Genomic DNA, 26,849 nt, shown 5'->3' on the forward strand with positions numbered 1-26,849 from the left:
CCTTGGCACCAGACAGATTAATTCCCGTTTAACTGAATGTTCTGAACACGGTCGTAAGCTTCCCTATAAGTAGCCAGCAGCTTATCCACGCCGAGATTGTTCATCTCCTCCACATATTTGTCCCAGTCGGCCAGCTTTCGGGAGCCGGTAACAAACTTGGCAAAGCTTTCATCGCGGTGTTTTTGGATCGCCTGGCCGGTAATCGCAATAATTTCATTCTCTTTCTCCGTAAATGCAGGCCGTGGCTGCATCATGGACGGATCATATTTCGTCGCTTCTTCAAAGGCGTACTTCAAATTGTCTGAGAACAACGACAGATGTGCACCAAAGTCGATCCAGGTGTACGTTCCGCTAGTCTGAAGTCCTGTCTGTTTCCGCATTTCGATCACATCGTTGTACTCTGGTTTGAACTTGATCGTGTCGCCTTCCTTCACATATGTCTCACCCTCCACGCCCCAGCTGCTGAGCGTACGTCCCTCTTCGGAATAGAAAAAGTCCATATAACTCATCACATCATCGATGTTCTTCGAGGTTGAAGCCACGGTTAGGCCACCTTCCATATAATGAAAATACGGGTTCAGTTGCTTGCCGCCGGCAATGCCCGCTGGAGGAGCCATGAACTGCATGTTGAACTCCGGATTTTCCTGCTGCATCGCATTGTTAAAAAAATCGATCCGGCTGATGTAATCAATGGTCACAAACGATTTGCCCGTGGACACCATGTCCTGCCATTGCTTAGTTTGCAGAGATAGAAAGTCGGGCGGAATCAGCCCTTCGTCATAAAATATTTTCCACATACCAACCATTTCCTTGTAACTATCTTCCGTGGGTCCAAAAAGCCACTCTTTTTTATCAAAATCATAATAAGCCCCTTCACCCGTCCCGTAATTCACTGTCATATTGGCATTCATTTCATCGGGAATTTGTCCGTAGCGGATCGAAAGCGGATAGCTGTCCGGATATTTCGCCTTCAAGGTTTTTAGAGCTGTATGCAGCTCCTCATATGTGGCTGGTGCCTGGATTCCTTCTTTGTCAAAAATGTCTTTACGGTATAACCAGATCATGCGGTTCGTCTCGCCAAAGCCCTGATTCGGGAACATATACATTTTGCCATCAGCAGACAGTGCAGCCTTCGCTTCCTGTGGATACTGCTTTACCCAGGCGGTCAGATTCGGCATTTTGTCCATATACTCCATCAAATCCACCAACGCACCCTGTTGCCCGAATTTATTCGATTCTTTGCGGTTAGGCATATACATCAGATCCGGCATTGCCTTCGAGGCAATCGCCAGGTTCAAGCTCTCTTCAAGCTTTCCGGAAGGGGTCTGTACCTCGAGTGTGACACCGGTTTTCTCCTTCAGCCAGCTCCAAATAGGCCAGCTTTTCGAATAAGGGAACGTAGCATTGTTGTCTAAGAGCGCAGTGAAGGTTTTTTCCGTTTTGGACGAATCAGCAGGTGAAGCGGTACTGCTGCCCTGAGTATTACTCTGCGGCGAGGTGTCATTGCCCCCTCCGCTGCAGCCAGTTACTACGGTTGCTGCAATCATCAGTGGCAGCAGTACAGATTTCCATTTATTCATTACGATCTCTCCCTTATTCTGAATTTGTGACGGTTCCACCCGCCTCAGCCTTTAACCGCGCCAATCATGGCCCCCTTAACGAAGTACTTCTGCACAAATGGATACACAATCAGAATCGGAAGCGTCGAGACCATAATCGTCGCGTACTTCAGCGATTCTTCTATCACCATGTTGTCACCTCCAATGCTAGTAACATCCCCTGAGCTAGCACTGCCAGCCAGCACCAGATTGCGCAGCAGTACTTGCAGCGGGAACAAATCCGGTGAGCGCAGGTAGAGCAGCGGGTAAATAAAGTTATTCCACATGCCAACCGCGTAAAAGAGCGCTATGGTGGCGAAGGAAGCTTTGGAAAGCGGAACAATAATACGAATAAATATGCCGATATCATTCAGTCCGTCGATGCGGCCTGACTCCTCCAGCTCTTTAGGAATGCCGGAGAAAAAGGTCCGCATCAGAATCAGATTCCAAGTGCTAACCGCACCCGGCAGCACCATGCCCCATACGGTATCGACCATATCCAGGGAGCGAACCACGAGGAACGTGGGAATCATTCCTCCGCTGAAAAACATCGTCACCACAATCAACAGGGTGAAGCTCTTGCGCAGCGCCATATCACTGCGTGAGAGTGCATAGGCACCCGTGGAGGTGACTACCAGCGAGATAAGGGTGCCAAGCACGGTGTAAATGAGTGTATTTTTGTAAGCCACCCAGATTTGCGAATCTCCGAGTACAAGCTTATACATATTCAGGTTAAATCCCTTAGGCCAAAAAGAAACGGTATTCTTCATGACATGCACATCACTACTGAGAGAGACAGCGAGCATATGCAGGAACGGATAAAGCGTGACCACCACAACCACGAGAAGGATAAAAGTGCTCACGACATTAAACCAGGATAAACGGGGTGATCTCATCACCACACCTCTTTTCTACCATAAACTTGTCTCGCTTACACGACGGCTGATGTAATTTGCTGTATAGATGAAGATCAAGCTAATCACGCCCATAAAAAGATCAATAGAAGCGCCATAGCTGAAGTTCCCCTGCACCATACCCACCCTATAGACATAAGTACTGATAATATCCGCTGTGTCGTAGATCGCCGGGTTCTGCATCAGGAACACCTTCTCGAAGCCAATCTCGAGCACTTTACCGATATTAAGAATCAAGGTGATCACGATGGCGGGTGAAATGCCGGGCAAGGTGACATGCCATATTTTACGCATGCGGCTGGCTCCGTCCATATCAGCAGCTTCATACAGCTGCGGGTCGATAGCGGTCAACGCGGCCAAGTAGATAATAGTCTCCCAGCCGATATGCTGCCAGATCTCCGACAGGACATAAATACCGCGGAACAATCCAGGTTCATTCATGAAATTGATCGGTCCAATCCCTATGGCACCAAGCAGATTATTAATCAGCCCTCCGGTTGGGGATAAAAACATGATCACCATACTGGCTACAATGACATTTGAGATAAAATGTGGAAGATAGCTGACGGTCTGCACAACTCGTTTGAAAGCAGCCTTGCGCACCTCATTAAGCAGAATCGCCAGTAGAATAGGTGCCGGGAAGCCAAAAAACAGCTTATATAAACCAAGCAGAAAAGTGTTTTTCATCAGCGGCCAAAAATCGGGATTCTCTATAAACATCCTGTAATATTTGAGTCCCACCCAATCACTGGCCCAAATCCCTTTAAAAAGATTGTAATCCTTGAAAGTGATAACTAATCCAAACATCGGTGCATAGCGGAAGATCAAATAATACAACAGGCACGGCAGGAACAGCAGCCAGAGCGCCTTGTTTTTATTCCAAGTTCGAAGGATTCCCGCTTTGTGGCGTTGAGGTCGTTGGGGTCGCCGGTGCACTTTCTTTCGCATTTTGTCCTGCACTACGCTAGCTTGAGCCATATGCATGTCTCCTCTTGTTAAAATGATCATAAATCATATAGATGTCAGATTACTTCCCCCTTTTTTCTGGGATTTGTCTCCGAATTATAGCTGCATTTCTTTGGAAAGCGCTATCTACATGTTATATAACATTTCGCCTTAACTGCGGATTTCCATAGAATAGCGTACAAATCAGCAAAATTGCATATTGTTGGTGTTAGCTTTTTGCCGCTATGATAGAATTAATCCAATTCATTTACGGGTGCATCCAAAGGGGGATACATATGAAGGGATCCGTTACAGGCAAATTTGCGCTGAATGCCCTGTTCGTTAAGCTGATGCTAAGCTTCCTCAGTGTCATCTTGATTTTGGCATCATTTAATCTGTTCTCCCATCTGTATTTAAGCGGCAAAATCTATAAGGAGATGATACGGCAAAATGAGCTTGGCCTCGCACAAACGGTCGAAGGCTACGAAAATCATTTCCGGTTGACCCAGAACATGATTCTTGCCCTCACCCAATCCGATTCATGGACTGCCAATCTAGGCATTCTAAGCCACCTCAAAGAGAACCGACGATATGATATCCCGGCAGAAGTGATATCGGATCTCTCAACGCTGTATGCTAATCCTTTTCTGCATATCGAAAATTTCATTCTTTATTTTAAAAAGGAAAATTATGTACTGGAGAGGGAGGGCCTAAGCAGCGCCGCAGATATGTTCGGTAAATACTACTTCAGTGCAGAATACCCTCCGGAGTACTGGAGCCGGCAAACGATGGACAATCAATTTTTAAAAGTCATGCCCGCCGTAACCTTTACCGAGAAAACCATACATTCCACCCGTACGCTCGGAAGGTTAATGCCAGTGCTGGTCAAAGCGATTCCTTATGAGGAAGTGTACGGCATTGTCATGCTGAATCCGCAGCTGATGCAGGCCGCCTACGGAGATGCTGGCAATACCCCGTTCTATATCCTGGATGCGCAGAAGAATCTATTGTTCTCTACATCAGAGGGTAAACTGCAAACAAGCCAGCTTCCGGAAAGTGGCAATGCCCATGAGCGGGTCGGAGACCAATATTACTTCTATGAAAAAGGTAAACAGACTGGATTCACCTATATCCGAGTGACCCAGGTGGCGGCTATTGCTGCGGAAATGCGGGGGATGCAGCTATTGCTGGCTGTATTGCTCTCTGCCGCAGTACTGATCAGTGTTCTCTCATCCCTAATCTTCAGCCACCGGCTTAACCAACCGCTCCAGCGCCTGATTGCCGCCTTGGACCGTAAGGCAGGCAGCCGGCCTGAAAAATTGAGCAGTGTGAAGGAATTCGCCATTATCGGCGACCGCCTGAGCTCCATTTTGGAGAGTAACCGCTTCATCCAGACCGATCTTGATCATAAGAACTCACTGGTGCGCCAATATGCCTATACTCATAAAGTGAAAAATATCCCGCTGAGTAAAAGCCTCGCGGAGCTTGAAGATGTAAGGCAATCCGAACAGCCCTATGCCTCCATTCTGTTCAAGGTCAGCTTCAAAACCTTACCGGACGAATTGGAGAAACACACACTGATGTTATGGAAGCTGGTTCAAAACTTGATCACTGGTGGTGAAAGCGAAAGCGTCGCACTCCAGCCGGAACATGATCAGCTCATGCTGCTCCTGTTCAATCCCGGACCGCAGAGCAGTTTTCTGCAGGCTCTTGATACCCTTAAGGAGCTGCTGGATTCGGAGACATCCTTATATCTGACTATTGCTGTAAGTCCGGTATATTCAGGCGAAACCTCATTTACCGATGCCTACAATAATCTATCGATGTTGTTAAATGAGCGTAGATTGAACGGGGAAACACAAATAATCGTAGAACCTAGAGCCTCATCCGCCAAATCCTTTCATTTAAAGGTGACACACGGAGAGGAGCTGCACAATCTGCTGCAGTCTGCCAATGAGGAGGCTGTATTCGCTTGGTTGGATCGTCAGCTGGAGCAGCTGCAGCACAAGGACGCGGCGACGGCGGATTTTCGGGCATTTGCCTTGGGAGCAGCGGAACAGACGAGCAAAACGGTCACGAGGCTGAATCTGCCCCAAGCGGAGCGTCTCTTACCACCCCCACTAGAGCCATTTAACGCTTTCCACTCAATGGATCAATACAAGGAATGGCTGCGTGATCTGGTTCGTCCTGTGCTCGTGGTCATCAGTAGCCGCTCGGAGTCACGCGACCCCATTATCAGCTTTGTGCTGGATTACTTAGACAAACATTACGGCGAGGACATCAACCTCAACCTAGTAGCAGACAAGTTAAATTTAACTCCAGGTTACCTGTCCAGCATTTTTAAAGAGAAAACAAACATCAACTTCAGTGAATATCTGAACAATCTGCGGATTGAGCGGGCCAAAGAGCTGCTAATGAATCTGGAACTGCGGATTCAGGATATCGCGCTTCAGGTAGGTTATCAGAACGTAAATTCCTTCATCCGTATGTTCAAACGTTGTGCCGGAATAACTCCGGGCGAATACCGCAAGCGCTATTCCCGTGATGATTCACTCCCCTCCTCCGGCCTTGGCTTGTAAAGAGGCTACATTGCAGAGGAGAGGACAAAAAAGACCCCACCATTGGCTGGGGGCCTTTTTGTTGTAAAGATTTGCAATCAGAATCCCGTTTTCGGAATCTCCATTGGCACAATATTATAGGGCGCTGTCATACCCGTCCGCACCTGATACATCTGGTCATGGGCCTTTCTCGCTGCTTGCACGAAAGGTTCATATGGACGGTTGCAGACATCCACTACACCGATTTGATAGTTTTCTCCGTCATAACGTCCGAGCACAGGCTGATCATTCCATTGAAAATAATGAACTCCGATGAGCTGCGGGATGGCTGCCCCCTGCTCCACATAATAACGGTAAGCCTCACCGCGCTCCTTCTGGGTTGCCACCGCACGGATCCCATAAGCCAACATGCCGCCTTCAGCCGCACCAAAATGATATTCCCCAATCATGACTGGTTTGTTCAGTCGTCCGCTGATCTGGGCGATCTGTTCCTTGTCAGGACTGAACTGATAGCAGTTCATAGAGAATACATCAAACCATTCGCAGCCCTCCAGCACCTCATCACTGCCAACCCAGGCATAACGCATTCCCAAATTCAGATGATTCGGATCCGTCTGCTTGCAAAGACGGGCTGGCACTTCTACATACCGTCGAATCATGATCCGGTTAAACTGGTTATAATCCACTTCTCGGGCAGAAGTGAGATTATCCCCGGTTACATTCACATTCGATACATCGTATAAATCCTCGAATTCTTCAAAAACGCTATCCCACGCCATGTTTAATCGTTCCACTGTTTTGTACTTTTCTGCAAGCCAGCGAATGAATTCCTTCTTACTGGCATAACGGACCGGAGATTTCAGCATCTGCCCGGTCAAATTCAACCCATCCACGAATGCCCAATGCGGCTCATTACGCATGAAATAACCGACCATTCTCTGGTCTTCCCTTAATGGAAGAAGCTGCTCCGCAAAGCTCCCGGCATTCCGCTCATACTCCGGGCTAAACACATCGGGGAAATCCCGGAAAATAGTCTGCTCCGTCATAGGAAAGTCCACTAGAGGATAAACATACGGAAGCTGGGATTCGTTGATAAATCTATCATTAGACCAGTTACCGATGGTGTTGAATCCCCATTGTTGTAAGCGAAAATCCGTCATAGCCACCCAGTTAGAGCGCCACTCCGCCCCAAAAGCAGTGATCAGATTAGCAATCTCGAAGCTGAATTCCTCGCCATCCTGTGACCAAGCTTCTTGATAGATTCCTTCCCGCTCCGGCAATGAGGGTATCAAGTGTTCCATGCCAGTTACATGCATAGAACAAGCTGGACCCACACAGTCCATCCCCGTACTGAACAGGGCATAACCCTCTGGATCAACGAACCACCAGCGGCTGCCGTCAAACTCCGTGCGGAAATATCCAGTTGCCGCGAATCTCAGCGCCTTCCAACCTCCGTACCTGCTGAGGTCACCTCCATTGTGATCAGCATGTTCCGCAAGTTTCCGCTCTGTGCGCAGCCGATCCGTCATCGCTTCTGCATCAACCGTTTTCCCTGGCCAATCCCTTCCCTTTAATTGGCCCAGATCATCTATATATGGTTGCTGTTCATACTCAAAGACGGGCTCAGTTAGACTTAGAGCCAAGCCACTAATTTGCACAGCTCTACTTGTTGTTGAAGGGAGAGTAGCGATAGAGAATCGGGTGATATGCTTGCGATCGATGCCTGCATCTCCCCTCAGTACTGTCTGCATCACACCCGGATAACGGGGAAGGAACAGCTTCTCACCATTTAAATGAATCAAGGGTAAACAAATTTTCGTGCGCACACCGGGTAAAATTCCTACATGATAAGTAATGACGCGATGATCCCGATCATAAAAACTGAATAACAGCACCAGAACGTCACGGCTTTCATGGTAAACCTCCGCATTAACGAAACCATAATCGCACCAAGCGGCGGATTCCAGATGCCCTGGCTGAAGCTCAAATCCACCACCTTCTGGTGTAGTGATGAACTGAAACGCCTCAGAGGAAGTCGCAGTAAGTTGTGTATGGGGGTCACTTTTAAACCATTCCATAGGGAAGGAGACAGATAAACTCATCGGTATACCTCTTTTCTCTAAACTGTTTACCTTACTGAAATCAGTTGAAAAAGCTGCGGGTCTGCACCTAGACGGGGATCATGGCAGCGTGTGGATTCAAGAAACACACAACCCCAGCCCCCACGCTGTTCTCCTGCTACGGTAAGAACTCTTCCGTCATTGCTCCCAATAGTCAGTGAACCTGCTTCTGTCTCTGTAAGCAACCATATAAACTGATCTTCGTTGTCACGAATAGGCTCCAGCAGCAAGGAATTCAACGGGCCAATAGATAAGGCCTTTTCACTGTTTCGAATTCTCGCCCTACCCTTCTCCCCGTATTCAACCGTCCATCTCTGCTGCTGATCTTCATACGAAAGCGTCCGGACTTCGACGTTCAGGGTCTCCTCATGTTCAATGGTTTGATTTCCCGCCGCCAGATAAAGCCCCATTCCTAAGCTTTTCAATCTGAACAGACCACTACCAGAGCCGCATTCCACAGCTACGATTCCCTTCCTTAGGTCAATCACCGTTCGCTCTGCCCAGTCAAGCTTCATTTCCCGGTCAGAAGGAAAGCCGAGCGGCAGAAATACATAGGAAGAGGCATAATAATCCGCAGGGTCCCAGCGATCCCCAACATACAGGTAAGAGCACTGGTCATTGTCTGTTCCTACAATAGGAACTATAAAAGCAGGCTGGCTGTCGTATGTAGTGATGTCGCCCAAAGGCAGCAAGGGTGACCAACGACCAAATAATTCCTCGGACCAGGCATAGGTTCCTTGGTTAGGCAACCAGCCCGTACAGGCGGACGAGATGAGGAAGTATACACCCTGACGTTTCATTAATGCAGGTGCTTCACGCGCTTGTCCGGGCCACAAGGTCTTGACCTGTTCTTCTATGCTGAGGTAATCAGGTGACAGACGATACATAATAAGATCAGCATTTTCCCTTGCCGCGGAGATAAAATAAGCCGTTCCATCGTCATCCTGGAACAAGGTGCAGTCCCGAGACATGTTACCTATCGGATTAAAGCTGCCCCGGTAAACATAATCCCCATCTACCGTCCCGCAATCAGCGATCGCGCAGCGCGCATCAGAGTAGTCGCGTCCATTTTCCCAATGCATCCACATAACAAATCTCCCTGTAAGTTTGTTGTAGAGTACTTTTGGGCGCTCAATTACCGCACCCGTTGGGCGCCCCTCCCTGTCCAAGGGTTCAAGCTCTAATGTGGTGCGATGATAAATCGGCTGTACCGGTGAATCGAGTGTGAGCACATCATTGCGCCATTCCCAATTCACTAGATCCACAGATCGGTAGCAGCTCACTCTCCGCCGATCCATCCGGTTCTCACCAAACCAGTAATAATATCCATCCGTATAGAGCATATGTCCACCATGTGCATGTACAGGATTTCCGCTCATATCCAGAAGTGGAGCGCTATTTAGTAGGGTGACTGTACTCGCATTTTCGTCCATGATTAACCTCCAGAGGATCAGATTTTTAGACAAAAAAGCAGGTCCGGCCAAGGATGACCTTAACTGAACCTGCTGTTCTTGCGAACTTATTTCAATCCCATCTGAGACATCACATCCACCTTGCTAGCATTGTTATACCATTCGTTGATTTCTTCGGAAATTTTCGTACCGCCTTTGTCATGCCATTGCTTCACGAAGTCATCGTACGCAGTTAGCGGCTCTTTACTGTAAATAATTTTGGTGAAGGTTTCCTTTTCCATCGTATTCAGTTGCTCCCAGGTTGTCTGCATGGTCTTGGTAGGAGGACCGTTAAATGCATTTGGAAGCAGCGACTCTCTATTCTCATAGGAAATCACATATCCCTCTTTGGCTGTTTCATCATTTGATGCCGATCTGATCAAGACCCCATTCTCTGCTTTTGCACCTTTGGAAAGATCATAAAAAGATTTACCTGGGCCATCCACACTTGGTGTATTTTTGGTAAAAGCCATTTTACCTACACCTTGAGCGGCATCCAAAGGCGTATTGAATTTTTTGGAATCGAATACCACTTCATCGCCAACGATGTCATAATCATATCCCTGAGCATAACCATATTTGAAATCTCCGGTACCAAATGCTGCATCGTAAAGCTTGTCATAATACAAGAAGAAAGCTTCCATATTGTTAAAGTCTTTATTAAACATAAAGACACCATCGTTCTGTTGACCGGATTGGTAGGTTCGATCCCCACTTACACCATTAATTGTTGGGTAAGCTTTGATTTTAGCCCCTTTTACGTTAGTTTCCACATCTTTAACACTGCCGTACAGCCAAGGACGGCCAATAATAATCCCTGCTTTACCTTCAGTGAAATCCGCCAGTGCATCCCATGCACCCTGTGTAGCCAGCTCCTTATTTAAATACCCTTTGGAGTACCAATCGCGAAGTTTAGCTAACGCATCCTTTGTCCCATCAGCGACGGAACCGTAAGTGAGTTTACCATTGTCGTTATACCATTGGCCGGGGAGACTCTTCCCTGTATAAGCACTAAAAATCATTACAGAGTCGCTTACCCAGCCCGTGTTGTAAGAATCTTTTCCCGAGAAATCAAATCCATAAGTATCATTTTTTCCGTTACCGTCCGGATCATCATTCGTAAAAGCAGCGATTACCTGTTCAAATTCATCTATATTTGTTGGCGCTTTTAAATTTAATTTATCTAACCAATCTTGACGGATAAGCATGACCTCACCTTCAGTGAGATTGGGCGAGATCGCCATCCCATAAACCTTGCCGTCCTGGATAACCGGGTTGAACGTTGTTGGATATTGTTTATATATTTCTTTCAGACGCTCAGGCATGTATTTGTTAATGTCCTCCGCAATATCTTTTACAAGTCCAGATTGAATCAGATCATTTTCTAATGAGGTATCATACACTGGCAAAACATCCGGAAGCTTTTCGGAACCAGTGAGCGCTAAACGAAGTTTCGTATTATATTGGGAGGCATCACCGCCCAAAAGAGTAGTTTGGATGTTAATCCCTAGATTCTCGACACCCCAGCGGGTCAACACATTATCATTTAAGCTCTCCCCGTTGATATATTTACCGGCATTCTCATCTTGTTGCTTGGCGATGTTAATAGTAATAGGAGGATCGTATTTGCCGTCTTTGAGAACCGCTTCTGCCGCAGTAGATTCTTTACCGTTTGAGCCGCAGCCCGCTAGCAATCCTGCCATCAATACAGTAGTCGTTATTAAGGCCCCTGTTTTTTTCATCAATAAGCTCCTTTGAATTAAAGTTTTATATGTTGGTCACGTTATTCTTTTACAGCACCCAGAACGATGCCTTTGACAAAATACTTCTGTAGAAAAGGGTATACAAGGATAATGGGCAGTGTGCTAATAAAAATTTGCGCAGCTTTGATACTCTGTTCTGACAACGCGGCTGCTTCTGATTGACTAAGTGCCATACTCTGCGCTGAACCTTGCACCACTACAGTCTGTAAGAATGAAGCTAACGGATAGTCCGTTGTATTCGACATATACAAAATCCCATCAAACCATGCGTTCCAGCTCCCCACCATGATAAACAATCCAACGGTTGCCAGACCGGGAAGGGAAAGCGGAAGATAGATTTTCCGGAAAATGACGAAGAACGAAGCCCCATCGATAAATGCCGCCTCTTCAAGCGCCTTAGGGATTGTTTTAAAGAAATTCATAATCAGAATCAAATTATAAGCTCCGAAGGCACCGGGAAGCACGAGCGACCAGATCGTGTCCTTGAGCCCAAGTTTCGTAACCAATATATAAGAAGGAATCAATCCACCGGAAAACAACATCGTGAATATAAAAATCCACATTAAAGCATTACGCCCACGGAAATCTTTGGACAAGGCATACCCCGCCGTTGTAATAATGAACATGCTGATTAACGTCCCCAGTACCGTCCGGACCACTGAGATTCTCATGGAGCCTGTAAAATTCGTGTTTTTAAAAGTTTTCACATAGGCTTCGATATTAAAGTCCACCGGCCAAAAGGATACCAAATTCCCATTTACCGCTGTCTTACTACTAAATGATTGTGCTAGCAAATGAAGCATAGGCAATAAACACGATAAGGCTACTAGAATCAGGAGGATATGATTGAAAATCGAAAATATCCTATATCCCTTGGATTTATAATACACTCCCATTCCTCCTAACAGTTTTGTAAGCTTAACAACTTCGACTTAAAATATTTTATAGTTAGCTACCTTGTAAGCAATTCGATAGGAAATTACGATTAATATGAAGCTGATGCCGGATTTAAACAATCCAACAGCGGTACCAAAACCGTATTGGCCATTTAATAAGGATGACCGGTAAACATAAGTATCGATGATATCCCCCGTACTATATACGAGTGGATTGTATAAGTTAAAGATTTGGTCAAATCCTGCATCCAGGATATTCCCAAGGCTTAACGTTGCAATTACGATGATCATCGGCATCATACTCGGTAAGGTAACATGTCTTATTTGTTGGCGGCGTGACGCGCCGTCGATCTCAGCTGCCTCATAATAAGAAGGATCGATCCCTGTAATCACCGCTAAGTAGACAATCATGCCAAATCCGAAGTTTTTCCATAAATCACTGATGATGATCGTCGGTCTGAACAGCGTAGGATCGCCCAGAAAGAAAATCGGTTTCAGTCCGAGGAAATTCGTAAGAAAATGATTTATGCCCCCATCCAGACCTAAGATATCAATCATGATTCCGGCAACGGTTACCCAAGAGAGAAAATGCGGTAAATAGACCAAGGTTTGAATACTCTTTTTAATCCCCATGTTTCTAATCTCGCTTAGCAGAATCGCCATAAAGATAGGAACAATAATTCCGACTATAATTTTGATTACAGCAATAATAAGGGTGTTGATAATGGATTGTGTTGCCTCTTTATATTGAAAGATTCTTGCGAAGTTATCCCAACCAATCCAAGTTGAACCTGTAATTCCAAGCCAGGGCTTGTAATCCTGAAAGGCCATCACTAATCCGACCATAGGACCGTAGGCAAAAATTAGAACGAATACCAAAGCTGGGATACATAAAACATACAAAGGCCAATTTTTTTTGATTTCCTTTTTCCAAGGATTCTTTCTGCTTTTTTTAACGTTGGCTTTCTCACTCCATTTGAGCTGGGTATTCATTATCTGTGCTATTGTGCTTACCCCCTTTTACATTCTTGGCTGCTAATTTCTTTCTGGTTTAATGTTAACAAAAGCGCTTTCATTCGAAAATGTCTCAAATTAAATATCATAACCACTCGCTAAACATCTTTATAAACGCTTTCATTTTGCGAGAGCTCTTCTCTTTTTCTTTTGGAATATATGGCTTATGATGAATTCACACGAGTCCTAGCGACAGGAGTAATGCTTATGATTAAAAAAGTAAATATGAAACGATTCATATATTTTTTCGTTTTTTTCCTTTTACTTACCTTAAGTTTGTTTTTCGTAATGAACTCCCTAGGTTCCAAAACCATTCAAGAGAGCTTGGTTAACTCCTCCAAAAATCAGCTAGCCTATACGGAAAGCATTCTGGATGGCATCATCTCTGAGGCAAGTTTGTATGGCATCCAATATACAGCCGACACCTCCGTACGTTTCTATCAAAGCAAAATACAAGAGATGAACAATTACGATGCCCAGATGAAAAAAAACGATATCTATGACCGCATATCAGCACCACTTCTCTCCAGTCAGGCGATTGAATCTATCGGTATCTACTGGAAATCGGATGGCACTTTTATTTTTACGGGTCATGATTCGCTTGCCAAACAGCCCTTTCAGAAGGTCACGCAGCGAGGCTGGCAGATTGTTAATAACAATTTGTATTATTTTTCAATCTATCCTTATATTCATGAACCTAAGAATCCTGCCAATATTCAGTACATCGTGGGCGTTAAGCTGAAAAAGGAGTATTTAACAAGTCTTTTAGAGAAAGCAGTGAGTGGCGGCGAGAGCTCCAATGCCTTTTTACTTGTGAACAAGAGTTTAATGATTAGCAATAAAGCGGTGGATATTCGAATCGAGGAAAAAGCCAAGGAGACGATAACACCCAATGCACATGAAATTTTAAAGTTTGACTATCATATCAACGATGACGATTATTATGTTTTATCGAAGTATATTGAGCCGATTGATACGTATCTTGTTACCTATACGCGAATGAGTGATTTTTTGAATCCGCTTAACCGGAATAAACAGGTGTTTTTTGTCAGCATCTTAATGATCTTGATCATTGGTCTTATCGTGATTTTTATGTTCTATCGAAACTATTATCGTAATGTATATTTGCTCGACAAGAAATTCTACCAAGTGGAACAAGGGAATTACAGCACCAGAATTAGTGAGAACCCGGACAATCAATTTTATAGTCTATTTAAAAGCTTTAACCACATGGTCGCCAAAATACAGGCTTTATTCGCTTCATTAAAAATAGAAACCGAGCTGCGCAGAAACGCCGAAGTGAAACAGCTACAGGCTCAGATCAATCCACATTTTCTTTACAATAATCTGTTTTTTATTATGGCAGTGGCAAAAACTTCACCGGAAGCCGTAATGCAGATGAGCAAGCATTTAGCAGAGTACTATCGTTATTTAACAAAAATGAATTCAGATAATGTTACGTTGGCTTCTGAATTGCAGCTTGCCGATCATTTTTTATCCATCATGTCACTTTCCAAAAAAATAAATTATGAAATCAACCTGCCTCCTGAACTGGGAGAGCATCTGATTATGCCACTGATTATCCAGCCTATGGTCGAGAACGCAATTCAGCATGGGATTGAAGAACAGCAAGGGGCTCATCGCGTTACTATAGATGTAAAAGAACTTGATACTGGAGCATTAATTATTGTTGCCGATGACGGTAAGGGGCTTACTGCTGAGGAAATACACCAGCTAATGGCCAGACTTGAGAATGAATCCCCACCTGAAGGATCAAGAGGAATTGGTCTTTGGAACATTCATCATCGCCTCAAAAATGCGTATGGTGAATTAAGCGGACTGCGGTTCTTCATCAATGACTGGGGTGGTTTATCCGTGCTGGCATTCATAGATTTCTCGCTGGATGAAGGAGGACAATATGCGATTATTGATAGTTGATGACGGACATTACATCGTTGAATATTTAAAACACCTGCTGGATTGGAGCAAATTTGGAATTGAGCATATTGAGACGACAACAAATTCGATTGAAGCCAAGGAGCTATTGAATCAGAATCATATAGATATCCTTATTACAGATATTCGTATGCCCGAGGTATCCGGCATTGATTTACTGCATCATGTTCATGAGAAAAAGCTCAATACCAAGGTAATTTTCCTTTCCGGTTATTCTCAATTTGATTATGCACAACAAGCCATTCGTTTGGGTGCACTCGATTATTTACTCAAGCCGGTTGATAAAGAGGATATGGAAAAAGCCATGAGTCAAGTTATTAAGAGTATCGCTGAGAAACCCCCAAAAACCCCAGTGGCAGAGAAAAACATAGATGGGCTAGGTTACTTGCTTTCTGTTATTAGCGGACCTTCCCCACTACGTTATGATCACAGCACACTCGATACTGCTTTACGGAATGAGCACTTTTGCTTTTTTCACGTCTCAGGGGCTAGAGGGAAAGATGAAATGATGTTAAAAGATCATAATGGTGGACGGGACTTTATTTGGATCACTCCATCAGCCATTACTGGAATTATTCCAGAATCCAATACCGAAACTGTGGCAAGCAGCGTCGATTCCATTTCTTTTTCCGAGCCGTTTGAATTTTCTCAAAAGCATGCTGTTCGGGATATTTTTTATCATTTCTTTTTTAATGAAAATATTGGGGCCAGAGACTTTACTATGCTGAGTGCCTCTAGTGCTCTCCCTAAATTAGAGCTTGGAGAATGGGAACAAACCAGAAAAAACATTTTAAAAAACTTTGCCAAGCTCACTGTCAAAAAACAAAAGCTCCTCTACCTGCTCGAATTCATTAATTTGCTGTATTCCACAACCGATAAAATCCAATCAGCTGAGGTCGCAGACTGGATTTTCAATCAATTATCAGAGCCAGATACGGCTCTTCAATCCATCTTGCAGAGCCTCACCCAATTAGATAGAAGCGCTAAATTTTCCAATCAAAACATTGTTCATACCATTCAAGCCTATATCTCCAATCATATTAGTGATTGCTTGAGCCTGGAGGACTTAGGGAAAATTGTTCACCTACATCCTGTTTACCTGTCCAAATTTTATAAGCAGGAGACGGGCGAAAATTTATCGAGCTACATTTCTTCTAAACGCTTGGAAAAGGCCTCCAAGTTATTAATCGATTCCAACTTACATGTGCTCGATATTTCACATCTAGTCGGCTACAAAAAGCCACAATATTTCATTAAGCTGTTCAAAGATCAGTATGGCATTACGCCTTATCAATATCGAAGACAGCAGATTAAATGAAACAAAAATTGAACAGATCAACAAAAAAGTTTACACTTTGAATGAAGTAACGAACCACGGAAAGGAAACCTGCTAATGTTGCGCTCCTCCTACACCATTCGCTCGGAAGAACAAGCTTCTATGCTTCTGTTTGATTCTATTGGCTGGGAACAAGCCGAAACTCCGGCATATTCATTCAACGGCCAGAATCGGACGGAGAGAAGTTGTGTTATTTTTCAGTACACCTTATCTGGAGAGGGTAGAATTGAAATAGACGGGGTTGTTCACCCATTAACGAAGGGCAAAGCTTTCCTAGTGACTGTCCCCAGTATACACAGATATTATTATCCGGAGGAAGGTACAGAGCCCTGGGAATTCATTTGGCTGAATGTACGAGGACCTCTAGCTATTTCACTCTGGAACCAGCTGATCGCACATGGCGGTCCTATTATAGAACTCCCTCAGGAATCGGTTCCGATGGATTTATTGTGGAGTATGTTCAAGGACATCCAGGTTGATGAAGAAAGAGATTTGCATTTTCTAACGGGGAAAGCCTTTCAGTGGATATTGTCCATGGAGAAATACCTCAAGAAACCAAGTTTGTTAACCACCTATATAAAAAATGACAAACTCCATGCCGCTATACAATTCATGAAAAATGATCTGCACAATAATAACCTTAGCTTAGACGATGTCGCCGCACATGTTGGAATTTCTAAACATCATCTTTGCAGGCTATTTCAAAAAAACATCAATCTCTCGCCTTTTGAGTATTTAAGAAGGAGACGGATCGAGCTGGCAGCATCTATGCTGAAAACAACAGATCAGACGATCTACCAGATCGCTGTGGACACCGGGTTTGACAATGCCAGCTATTTCGGCAAAGTTTTTCGTTCCTACTTTGGAGTTAGCCCCTCCACTTACCGCGAGCAGGACCTAGAGTTCCTGTCCAAACATGTGTTTTTTGAAAATTGATGTTGCTAGGCATATCTATTCGGCTTCGATAGAGCTGAGTGGCAGGCGTGGCAGGCGTGGCAGGCGTGGCGTGCGTGGCGTGCTAATTCGGGGCCGGTGGATGCAAGTAGTAACCATTCAGATCTGGTGGTGCCAACTCACAATTGCAAGGCGTACCAACTCGCGTACGGCAGCCCCCGCCTAGGTAAACATCCTGCTAAACACCCTAATTCGCATACGAAAGCACCGAGTCACCCCCTCTACCGCCGCTTTCGGATCCCAATGACGCTATTTGTCAATTTTCCGCCTTTTGAGCACAGTTTCGGACTCCAGTGCAGCTATTCCTTCGAAAGAGATGCTTATTTTGGACTTTTCGAACTAATAGCGACTATGCGGTCCGATAAAACTCCAAATGTGTGAAAAGACTGCGGTTAGCGGCATTTGAGTCCGATAGCACTGTGTTGGATGGGTGAGCAACTTGCAAGGCGCACTAATCGGCGTCCAGCGGTCCACGGCTAAGGAAGCAACTTGCTAAACACCCTAATTCGCGTACAGCAGCACCGAGTGATAACCATCCCCCGCCGCTTTCGGACACAGATGACGCTATTTGCCAATTTTCCGCCTTTTGAGCACAGTTTCGGACTCCAGTGCAGCTATTCCTCCGAAAGAGGTGCATATTTGGTACTTTTAGAGTCAATAGCGACTATGCGGTCCGATAAAACTCTAAATGTGTGAAAAGACTGCGATTAGCGGCATTTTAGTCCGATAGCACCGTGTTGGACGGGTAAGCAACTTGCATGTCGTACTAATTCGCGTCCAGCAGTCCCCGGCTAGCAAAGCATTTTGCTAAACACCCTAATTCGCGTCCGAAAGCACCGAGTCACAACCATCCCCCACCGCTTTCGGACTCAGATGACGCTATTTGCCAATTTTTCGTCTTTTGAGTACTGTTTCGGATTCCAGTGCAGCTATTCCTTCGAAAGAGGTGCATATTAGGTACTTTTCGAGCCAATAGCGACTATGCGGTCCGATAAAACTCCAAATGTGTGAAAAGACTGCGGTTAGCGGCATTTGAGTCCTATAGCACCGTGTTGGTTGGGTAAGCAACTTGCATGTCGTACTAATTGGCGTCCAGCGGCCCACGGCTAAGGAAGCAACTTGCTAAACACCCTAATTCGCGTACGGCAGCCCCCGCCTAGGTAAACATCCTGCTAAACACCTTAATTCGCATACGAAAGCACCGAGTCACCCCCCTCTACCGCGCTTTCGGACTCAGATGACGCTATTTGCCAATTTTCCGCCTTTTGAGCACAGTTTCGGACTCCAGTGCAGCTATTCCTTCGAAAGAGGTGCATATTTGGTACTTTTAGAGTCAATAGCGACTATGCGGTCCGATAAAACTCCAAATGTGTGAAAAGCGAGCGATTAGCGGCATTTGAGTCCGATAGCACCGTGTTGGCTGGGGAAGCAACTTACATGGTGCACCAATTTGAGCCCGCCGACTTCGAGTTATAAACACTCAATTTCAGTGGCGTCAAGCTACTTACAAGGTGCACTAATTCGCGTACGGCAGCACCTGGCTAGCAAAGCATCTTGCTAAACACCCTTATTCGAGCCCGCTATCCCCGGCTAAGGCTAGGCAACATTCTGCTAAACACCCCATCCAATAACAGCTTCGGGCGCGCAGCTAGTCACAAAAGAACTCAAAAAAGGAGAAAAAAAAGGAAGGTGCTCAGCAGCCAATGGCTTTTGGGGCACCCTCCTTTTTTGATTAAACTTCTCTAAGCACGAAAAGTAGGCTTCTGAAATCGCCCTCAAGCTGTGGAAGCGTGAGTCCGAAGTGCATCAGCTCATCCCCTCTGTATACTCCGCCGTTAAGCTCAAGCTTATACGATTTCGCAGGGTCGAGTCCTTTCAGACGCAATCTGCGCAACGGTGGATTAGGCCCGGCCAAAACTTGGAAGTAGGTGGCGAAGGCTTCTTTTTTATCAGCGGAAACAAACATCCATGCCGTCTCGTTTCCTTCAAAAGGACTAAGCAGTCGATAGAAATCACCGTACTGAATCAGCATTCTCAGTTCCTTGTACTCCGAAACCTGCTTGCGGATATCCTCGCGCTCAGCTTCAGTAAGCTTGGTCAAATCCAGCTCGTAGCCGAAATTACCCGACATCGCGACATGACCACGTGTCTCCAAAGGTGTAATACGATGTACCTGATGGTTAGGAACAGCCGACACATGGGCACCCATTGAACTCGCAGGATACACCATACTTGTTCCGTATTGGATCTTCAATCTTTCCACTGCATCCGTATCATCGCTAGTCCAGGTCTGTGGCATATAATACAGCATTCCCGGGTCAAATCGTCCGCCCCCGCCGGAGCAGCTTTCGAACAAAATATGAGGGAAACGGGAAACGATACGTTCCAGCACATCATAAAGTCCAAGGATATAACGGTGTGCCGTTTCACGTTGACGTTCGGCTGGAAGAAGCGCTGATCCAATCTCCGTCATATTCCGGTTCATATCCCATTTCACATAAGTAATCGGAGCGGATGATAATACCGAGCTAACTGACTCGACGATATAATCACATACATCCTTACGGGATAAATCCAGCACTAGCTGCTGGCGGGCTAATGAACTTTTATGCCCAGGTACATGGAGACACCAGTCTGGATGTTCACGGTAAAGATCACTTTCAGGCGATACCATTTCTGGCTCGAACCATAATCCGAATTCCATGCCCATTGCCGTGATATCTTCGCCTAGCTTTCCAAGACCTTCAGGCAGCTTGCGACGATCCTCTACCCAATCTCCCAGGGAGCTGTCGTCGTTATCACGTTTGCCGAACCAGCCGTCATCCAGCACGAACAGCTCCAGGCCTAGCTCTTTTCCTGCTTTAGCAATTTCTTTGATTTTATCCGCATTAAAATTAAAATAAGTCGCTTCCCAGTTGTTGATCAGAATAGGACGCTTGCTATCGCGGAATTCACCTCTGCATAACCGGGTCCGATACAGACGGTGATAGGTTCTCGATAAACCGCCAAGCCCTTCACTGGATCTTACTAATACTGCTTCAGGTGCCTGAAAGGATTCGCCCGGTTCAAGCAACCACTGAAAATTGAAAGGTTGAATACCGATCCCTACTCTGGAAATTCCGTATTGATCCACTTCTGCTTGGGCGAGGAAACTCCCGCTATACACAAGGCTGAATCCATAAACTTCGCCATGGTCCTCTGTCGCATCTTTTGCAAGCAAGGCCATAAAAGGATTCTGCTGATGGCTACTGGAGCCGCGTTTGCTGTCAATCCGTTGGATGCCAGGAACGAGTGGTCTTTTGTGAATATGGCGTTCTCTAGTCCAAGTACCGGATAATTGCAGCATGTCATAGTCAGAATCATGGAAGTCAACATTCGCGCTTAATACTCTTTTCAAAACCAGATTGTCCTTACCCAGATTCTCAATCCGCACGGAACGTGTTATAACATCCTGATCGTTAAATACGGTATAGCTCAAGGCAGCGATCAATCCTGTTTTATCATCTTGCAGTATAATTTCCAAGGTCTCTGCTTCTTCATCACTTTCAACATAAGTAGCAGGCAGACCTTTGAGTGCAGGTTTTCCTTTATTAATGGTGTAGCTCTTATAACGGAAATCCGTTACGGTCGTGCCATCTACTAGGTGAACCTCCAGTGCCGGTTCGCGGAAATCCCCGTTTCCATAGGAAGGGAATTCGCTTGGCAAGGTGTCGAGGGAGATATTTTTATCCTCCTGCAAATAAGTTGGACTAAAAGAGCAACGTTCCACCAAATTCAACGGGTGTTGAAATTCTCTCCCTGCCAATTTTGGGCCCCAGTAGACATGCGCTGGAATAACACCTTTGATCATTTCAATAATATAGCTGGATTTCTCTGACTGTAAATGAAACACCTTGCGGTTGTCGTCATAATAAATACCCATAATATGTTTGCACTCTCCTTAAGGTAGCTCAATAGAACGTTTATTGTTTGTAGTTAATGCTTCTTCGAAGTCTATTTTAGAGTGAAATGGAAGGGTATACAATCTTAATATCTATACCTATTATAGTAAAATATTGATCTATCTATACACAGGATCTAAACCACTAGAATATATATCATCAAACTGTCATTTGGAGATTGGTAGCCTAGGATATAGTAGGAAAATAACCTTTTGCTTAAATATCAAAGACGGAACGTACAGTAAGCTGGGCACGCAGTTCCTCAGCCGTAGCTGGTTTGTCGAGATCTTTTTTGGCAACTGTAACGATTCTTGAAATGCCAGCTGACAGGTCGAAATAGTTATCACTGAAGATCGCATCTCTTTCCTTGAAATCAAGTCCAACGAAACGGGCATATGCTTTTGACTTCACAGTAATAACGAATTGTTCTGCTTCCTCTGTGACTACGGCTTCAAGCTCAGGATCAACAAAGCTGAAGTGTTTCGGCTTAACGAACAAGACGGTTCCCCCGCTTATCGTCTCCCCCTCTACCTCAAATACATATTCCAGATAGGCTTCACGTTTCTTCTCTTTTGTATCCAAGACATGACCAAAATCAAGCCGATCGAACTCGGCACTGCTTAAAGCCTCAATCTTCACCGACTTCGCACCTTCCATTAGAACCTCTGATGTCGGAGTAAGCAGTCTCCATCTTAATTCACCGCTCACTTTCTCTCGGCTCTCATTAGAGACATGCAGGCAAACTACGGTTCCTTCGTCATGTGCAGAAGCAAGAACTGGAGCAAAAAAACGTCTAGCCGTATAATGCATTGCTTTCCACCGGCCATAATAATCGATGCTAGACCAAGAGGCAACCGGCCAACAATCGTTCAACTGCCAATACAATGCGCCCATGCAGCGCCCTCTATGTCTACGCCAATGCTCTACGCCACAGCGCATGCCTTCGGCTTGGATAAGCTGGGACGCATAGAGAATAGATTCAAAATCCTTCGGATATTTGTAGGTCTCGCCGATATAATAGAGAATTTTCTCATTTCCGGTATTGTTCTTTTGGTGGGACTCCATGACATAGGAGAAAATATTGCGATCCTCCGGCAGCGTAAAGGATTCAATCGTCTTCAAGCTTGGGAAGGATTGCAGGCCAAACTCAGACATATAACGCGGATAGAGCTTCCGGTAATCTGTAAAAGGCTCCTTACCATGCCAAACTCCCCAGTAATGCATGTCTCCATAGTTCTCGTCATTCGGCTTATCAAAGCTTCCTTTAGAGGAAGGAGAGGCACGCCAGTAAAAGGTATTGGGATCAACTTCCTTAGCGATAGCCGGCAGAAGCACTTCATATTGCTTGATATAGTCGGCCTTTAGCTGGAGCGAATAATGATTCTCCCAATCCCAATCGACCCAAGCCATCTCCTGTTCGTTGTTACCGCACCACAAGCCTAACGATGCGTGATGGCGCAGGCGCTTCATATTGTCGATCGTCTCATGTGTGATATTGTTCTCAAAAGATTCTGTCAGTGCATAGATCCCGCAGGCATACAGATGATCCTGCCAGACGATAAGCCCATATTCATCGCATAGATCATAAAAATAATCGTCAGGATAATAACCGCCACCCCATACGCGAATGGTATTAAAGTTAGCAGCCACGCAGCTTTGGAGCAGGCGATCCGTGCGCTCCTTAGTCACGCGAGGCAGAAGATTATCTTCCAGAATATAATCAGCACCTGTAGAAAAGATAAGCACGCCGTTGACTTCAAAAGCGAATGATTGTCCCCACTGGTCTTCTTCCTGCTTCACAGAAATCGTTCTTAATCCAATCCGCAGTTCTCGACGATCCAGCTCCTGTCCCTTCTGTAACAGCACAACCTCGACGTTATACAGGGGTTGTGCACCCAGATTATTCGGCCACCACAGCTCTGGCTCGATAATTTCCAGTGTAATATGATGATCTTCTCCGGCAGTTTCGAACACACGACGTTCAACGGCCACACCTGCTGGAGTGTGAACACTGACTACGATTTCCCGTTCAACCTCCTGCCAGCTCTCTGTTCTTACCCGAACATCCAGAGTAACCTTATCCGGCTCGTGAAATTGTGTAATATAAACATCGTCAACACGGGCACTGTCATACCCCTGAATGGAGAGACTTCTCCAGATTCCAAGATCGGGCAGCTTCGGACCCCAGTCCCAGCCGAACATGGAATGTGCTTTGCGCAGATGGGATATTCCCTCCACTGCATCAGCACAACTGCTAAGCGGCAGCTCCGCTTGCTTCCGCAGAGCAAATTCCACTGGGGAACGAAAAATCGCGTGAATGGTGTTATCGCCTTGCTTCAACACTGACTTAATGTCCACTTCATACGTCCGGTGCATATTATCACTGTTCAGAATGTTAGTTCCATTCACAAAAAGCTCGCATAATGTATCCAGCCCCTCACACAGCAGAAATACGCGCTCATGCTGTAACACTTCAGCTTCCACTTGAAAGCAACGCTGATATTCGTAATCGTCATTGGATAATTCCAGAACCTCATATTCCTGCTCACGATAGAACGGATCCGGCATTTCTCCGGCATTCAATAAATCGTGATAGACAGAACCTGGCACACTAGCCTCCAGCCAGCTCGGCTCATGCAGACGTCTCATTTTCCATTTTCCATTTAGATCTACAAGATGCATTTTCTCCGCCTCCAAAATGTGCTATTTTGCCTTCTTATAGATCAAGTCTATCAATAATATCTTTATATTTCTTGTGTTGTGTTCTCGAGAATCATGTGCTATTTTAACATCACTAATACCCTGGAGGACGAACATGCTCAAATACACCGAGGCAAGCCATATGAATCCTGAACTACTAGCAGACCCTTTCTGGGTGGAGTCCTTAAGTCAGGTATCTCCAGAGCATACGCATGATTTCTATGAATTTTTCATTCTCACAGAAGGCAGATGTCAGCATATTGTTAACGGGACAGCGCAGCTGCTTCAGACGGGCTGCCTTGTCTTTATTCGGCCCAGTGATACCCACAGATATGAAGCAGATGGTGATAGCGATTGCCGTTTCCTGAACATTCCCTGCCGCAAAAGCCTCATTGAAGATGCTTTAACTTATCTGAATGAAGAGGAGTTTTTGCACGGATTGCTCAACACGCCTCTCCCCCGAATCGCCATGTTATCTCAGCTGGAAATGGCTAGTTTCATCCGTTCTATGGAACGCATTCGCATCCTATCAACCCTAGACAAGGTTAAGTCCCGGATTTTTCTAAAAGGCCTGCTCGTCGATACACTCACCCAGCATTTTTTCTCCGCAGAGACAGTCGCTCAACCAGAATTCCCGCTCTGGCTAGAGCATGCCATAACCAAAATGCATTTAAAGGATAATTTGCACCGTGGACTTCATGCCTTGTACGAGCTGTCAGGGAGAAGCGCCGGTCATGTGAACCGCGCCTTCCGGCAATACTTGAACCAGACACCTACGGAATATATCAACCAGCTAAAGCTCAATGTAGCCCGCAACCTACTGCTCACTACCGAGCTGCGTGTGGTCGATATCGCTTTGGAATCCGGCTTCGAGAATGTCAGTCATTTCTATCATCAATTCAAAAAATTCTATCATCAAGCCCCGCTTGATTTCCGCAGGAATGCACATGTTAATCGGCTGGTTTAGCTTTTTTATACAACAAAAAGCTTCCCTCTGCTGAAATGCAGAGAGGAAGCTTTTACATAGATAAATATATTATTTTGAGTTCCACAATTCCATACGTTCGCTATACTTCTGATTGAAGATTTCTTCTACTTTTTCATCCCCAGCTTTTTTCATATCCGCAAGCATCTTGTCGAATGTAGAATTGGCTTCGGCTTCAGAAGGAGCGATGATTACTCTCGTAATGCTTTGGTCCATAATATCTTTTACTTTTTGCGCGGTCAGCGCTTCAGGCGTTCCGCCGTCAGGGCCTAAGTTATCAAATTCTGCTGTATCCCATACGGAATCTCCAAGGCTCTTAATGGCCATTTCGTCAATTTCACTACGTTGGTATTTAACGGCCATATCGTATGGCTGTTCATTGGCATCCAGACCATTTTTAACAAACCACAACCATTTACGAACACCACTCTTCTTCACAGCATCGTCCCAGTTATCCTTGAAGCTTTGCAGGAATGCAGGGTCTGGTTGTCTCTTTCCATCCACCATGGTGTACTGCTCGCCTTCCTTACCCCATAGCAGCAAATGTTGTCCTTCGTCACTCGCTAGGTAGTTGAACAGCTTGATAGTTTCTTCAGGGTGTTTGTTATTTTTCGTAATGGCAATAGCATCCCATCCAAGTGAGCTTCTTGGTCCGAATGTTGTTTGGGAGGTTTCTGTGCCTGGTGCTACAACCTTGTACGGGAAGAACTGATTATCATCTCCACCATCCTTCTTCAGAGTACCATTTGCGTTACCTGGGTCCCAGTATGCGCCTGGTGTGGAGAACACTGCGCCGGTAGCCAGCTTTTGAATCCAGGTTTGTGTTTTGCTGATGGCAAATTCTTTTTCGATTAGACCTTCTCTATACAGACTGTTCACATAGAGCAGCATCTCGCGATACTTTGGATCCTTAACATCATATTGTAATGTTCCATTATTATCGTAGTAGGTTCTCAGACCCCACATCCCTTTAAATGTACCCAGGTTGGCGCCCATATTTTCACCGTTCATCGTCATTGGAACAGTTTCTTTTCCATCAATTGTCTTGTTTTTCTCTTTAAAATTCTTTAAAAGTGCTTCAAACTCATCCGTTGTGAGTGGGGTGGAGCCATCTGCCTTATCTGGAGCCAGGTCAGCAACCAGATTTTTTCTCATCAGCATACCGAAGACAGGATCACTATCCAGGCCATACCAGTTAGCTAGGTAATAGTTTTTTCCATCTTTATAACGTGTTTTGATCAATGTGTCGCCGTACATTTCTTTAATGTCTGGTCCACTTTTCTCAATTAACTCATCGAGCGCTATAAATGCGCCACTTGTAATGTATTTATCGAGAGAAGCATCACCCCGGCTCATTACAACTACATCTGGATAGTCACCGCTGGCTAGCATCAAGCTCAGCTTTTCCGTAGGATTACCCGTTGGCTGCTGTATTGAGATCGAAATGCCCGTTTTTTTGGTGATTTCTTGCGCAATAGCATCAGTGAAAGGCTCACCCTTGGTATTTGAATCAAACCAGGTCAATGTAATCGGCTCTTGTTTTTTATCGTCTCCGGCCGTTTGGTTTGTATTGTTTTTTCCATCATTTGAAGCACAACCCGCTAATACACCAACGGCTAATGCGGCAGTAATACTCACGTTCAACCATTTGTTTTTCTTTATCATAGACACCCTAATTCCTCCCATTAAGTAAGTTACTTCATAAGTCTATCAAGCAA

The 26,849-nt window shown here is 45.2% G+C and carries 16 protein-coding genes; 5 read left to right on the top strand and 11 right to left on the bottom strand.

Annotation, left to right across the window (positions count from 1 at the left end):
* Positions 1-17: 17 nt before the first annotated feature.
* Genes MKY54_RS22900 through MKY54_RS22910 form a run of 3 tightly spaced genes read right to left on the bottom strand, consistent with a single transcriptional unit; the run spans position 18 to position 3,460 of the window.
* Positions 18-1,580, bottom strand: coding sequence for an extracellular solute-binding protein (locus tag MKY54_RS22900; protein WP_076279230.1), 1,563 nt, complete (start codon positions 1,578-1,580; stop codon positions 18-20).
* Between the two features lie 44 nt (positions 1,581-1,624).
* Complete coding sequence (locus tag MKY54_RS22905) at positions 1,625-2,494, bottom strand: carbohydrate ABC transporter permease (protein ID WP_076147925.1); 870 nt, start codon at positions 2,492-2,494, stop codon at positions 1,625-1,627.
* Positions 2,495-2,509: 15 nt separating this feature from the next.
* Entirely contained in the window at positions 2,510-3,460 is a 951-nt protein-coding gene (locus MKY54_RS22910; protein ID WP_051491278.1) for an ABC transporter permease subunit, read from the bottom strand.
* A 293-nt stretch (positions 3,461-3,753) separates the two neighbouring features.
* On the opposite strand from MKY54_RS22910, the gene MKY54_RS22915 reads away from it, so the two are divergent.
* Complete coding sequence (locus MKY54_RS22915) at positions 3,754-6,036, top strand: AraC family transcriptional regulator (protein WP_339188062.1); 2,283 nt, start codon at positions 3,754-3,756, stop codon at positions 6,034-6,036.
* A gap of 77 nt (positions 6,037-6,113) precedes the next feature.
* Here the strand turns inward: MKY54_RS22915 and MKY54_RS22920 are convergent, their stop codons facing one another.
* From MKY54_RS22920 to MKY54_RS22940, 5 genes are all read right to left on the bottom strand, one after another.
* Positions 6,114-8,117: a beta-galactosidase gene (locus MKY54_RS22920; protein ID WP_339188063.1), complete on the bottom strand. Its 2,004-nt coding sequence runs from the start codon at positions 8,115-8,117 to the stop codon at positions 6,114-6,116.
* Between the two features lie 26 nt (positions 8,118-8,143).
* On the bottom strand, positions 8,144-9,568 hold the full coding sequence (locus MKY54_RS22925) for a family 43 glycosylhydrolase (RefSeq protein WP_339188065.1): 1,425 nt from the start codon (positions 9,566-9,568) through the stop codon (positions 8,144-8,146).
* An 86-nt stretch (positions 9,569-9,654) separates the two neighbouring features.
* Positions 9,655-11,328: a hypothetical protein gene (locus tag MKY54_RS22930; protein WP_076147914.1), complete on the bottom strand. Its 1,674-nt coding sequence runs from the start codon at positions 11,326-11,328 to the stop codon at positions 9,655-9,657.
* A gap of 41 nt (positions 11,329-11,369) precedes the next feature.
* Positions 11,370-12,245, bottom strand: a complete 876-nt coding sequence (locus MKY54_RS22935) for a carbohydrate ABC transporter permease (RefSeq protein ID WP_036683169.1) — start codon at positions 12,243-12,245, stop codon at positions 11,370-11,372.
* A 36-nt stretch (positions 12,246-12,281) separates the two neighbouring features.
* Entirely contained in the window at positions 12,282-13,166 is an 885-nt protein-coding gene (locus MKY54_RS22940; RefSeq protein ID WP_036683235.1) for an ABC transporter permease subunit, read from the bottom strand.
* Between the two features lie 300 nt (positions 13,167-13,466).
* Between MKY54_RS22940 and MKY54_RS22945 the strand changes: the two genes are divergently transcribed.
* The 3 genes from MKY54_RS22945 to MKY54_RS22955 all read left to right on the top strand — a co-directional run bounded on the left by MKY54_RS22945 (position 13,467) and on the right by MKY54_RS22955 (position 17,487).
* The gene (locus MKY54_RS22945; RefSeq protein ID WP_076130287.1) at positions 13,467-15,197 is read left to right on the top strand and encodes a histidine kinase; all 1,731 of its coding nucleotides are present in this window, start codon (positions 13,467-13,469) and stop codon (positions 15,195-15,197) included.
* A complete protein-coding gene (locus tag MKY54_RS22950; protein ID WP_339188067.1) occupies positions 15,178-16,533 on the top strand; it encodes a response regulator in 1,356 nt (451 codons plus the stop codon). The genes MKY54_RS22945 and MKY54_RS22950 overlap by 20 nt, the downstream gene beginning before the upstream one ends.
* Positions 16,534-16,608: 75 nt before the next feature.
* A complete protein-coding gene (locus MKY54_RS22955; RefSeq protein WP_076130289.1) occupies positions 16,609-17,487 on the top strand; it encodes an AraC family transcriptional regulator in 879 nt (292 codons plus the stop codon).
* Between the two features lie 1,750 nt (positions 17,488-19,237).
* On the opposite strand, the gene MKY54_RS22960 is transcribed toward MKY54_RS22955, so the two are convergent.
* Together MKY54_RS22960 and MKY54_RS22965 are read right to left on the bottom strand one after the other, a co-directional pair.
* Positions 19,238-21,427 (bottom strand): alpha-galactosidase, encoded by a 2,190-nt coding sequence (locus MKY54_RS22960; RefSeq protein ID WP_076304597.1) that lies wholly within the window; start codon positions 21,425-21,427, stop codon positions 19,238-19,240.
* A 235-nt stretch (positions 21,428-21,662) separates the two neighbouring features.
* Positions 21,663-24,128, bottom strand: coding sequence for a glycoside hydrolase family 2 protein (locus tag MKY54_RS22965; protein WP_076308186.1), 2,466 nt, complete (start codon positions 24,126-24,128; stop codon positions 21,663-21,665).
* 133 nt (positions 24,129-24,261) lie between these two features.
* Between MKY54_RS22965 and MKY54_RS22970 the strand changes: the two genes are divergently transcribed.
* Positions 24,262-25,113, top strand: a complete 852-nt coding sequence (locus tag MKY54_RS22970) for a helix-turn-helix domain-containing protein (protein ID WP_076128941.1) — start codon at positions 24,262-24,264, stop codon at positions 25,111-25,113.
* A gap of 69 nt (positions 25,114-25,182) precedes the next feature.
* On the opposite strand, the gene MKY54_RS22975 is transcribed toward MKY54_RS22970, so the two are convergent.
* Positions 25,183-26,796, bottom strand: a complete 1,614-nt coding sequence (locus MKY54_RS22975) for an extracellular solute-binding protein (RefSeq protein WP_038574721.1) — start codon at positions 26,794-26,796, stop codon at positions 25,183-25,185.
* Positions 26,797-26,849 lie beyond the last annotated feature (53 nt).

The organism is Paenibacillus sp. FSL P2-0121, assembly GCF_037975345.1.
GTDB lineage: Bacteria > Bacillota > Bacilli > Paenibacillales > Paenibacillaceae > Paenibacillus_AQ > Paenibacillus_AQ odorifer.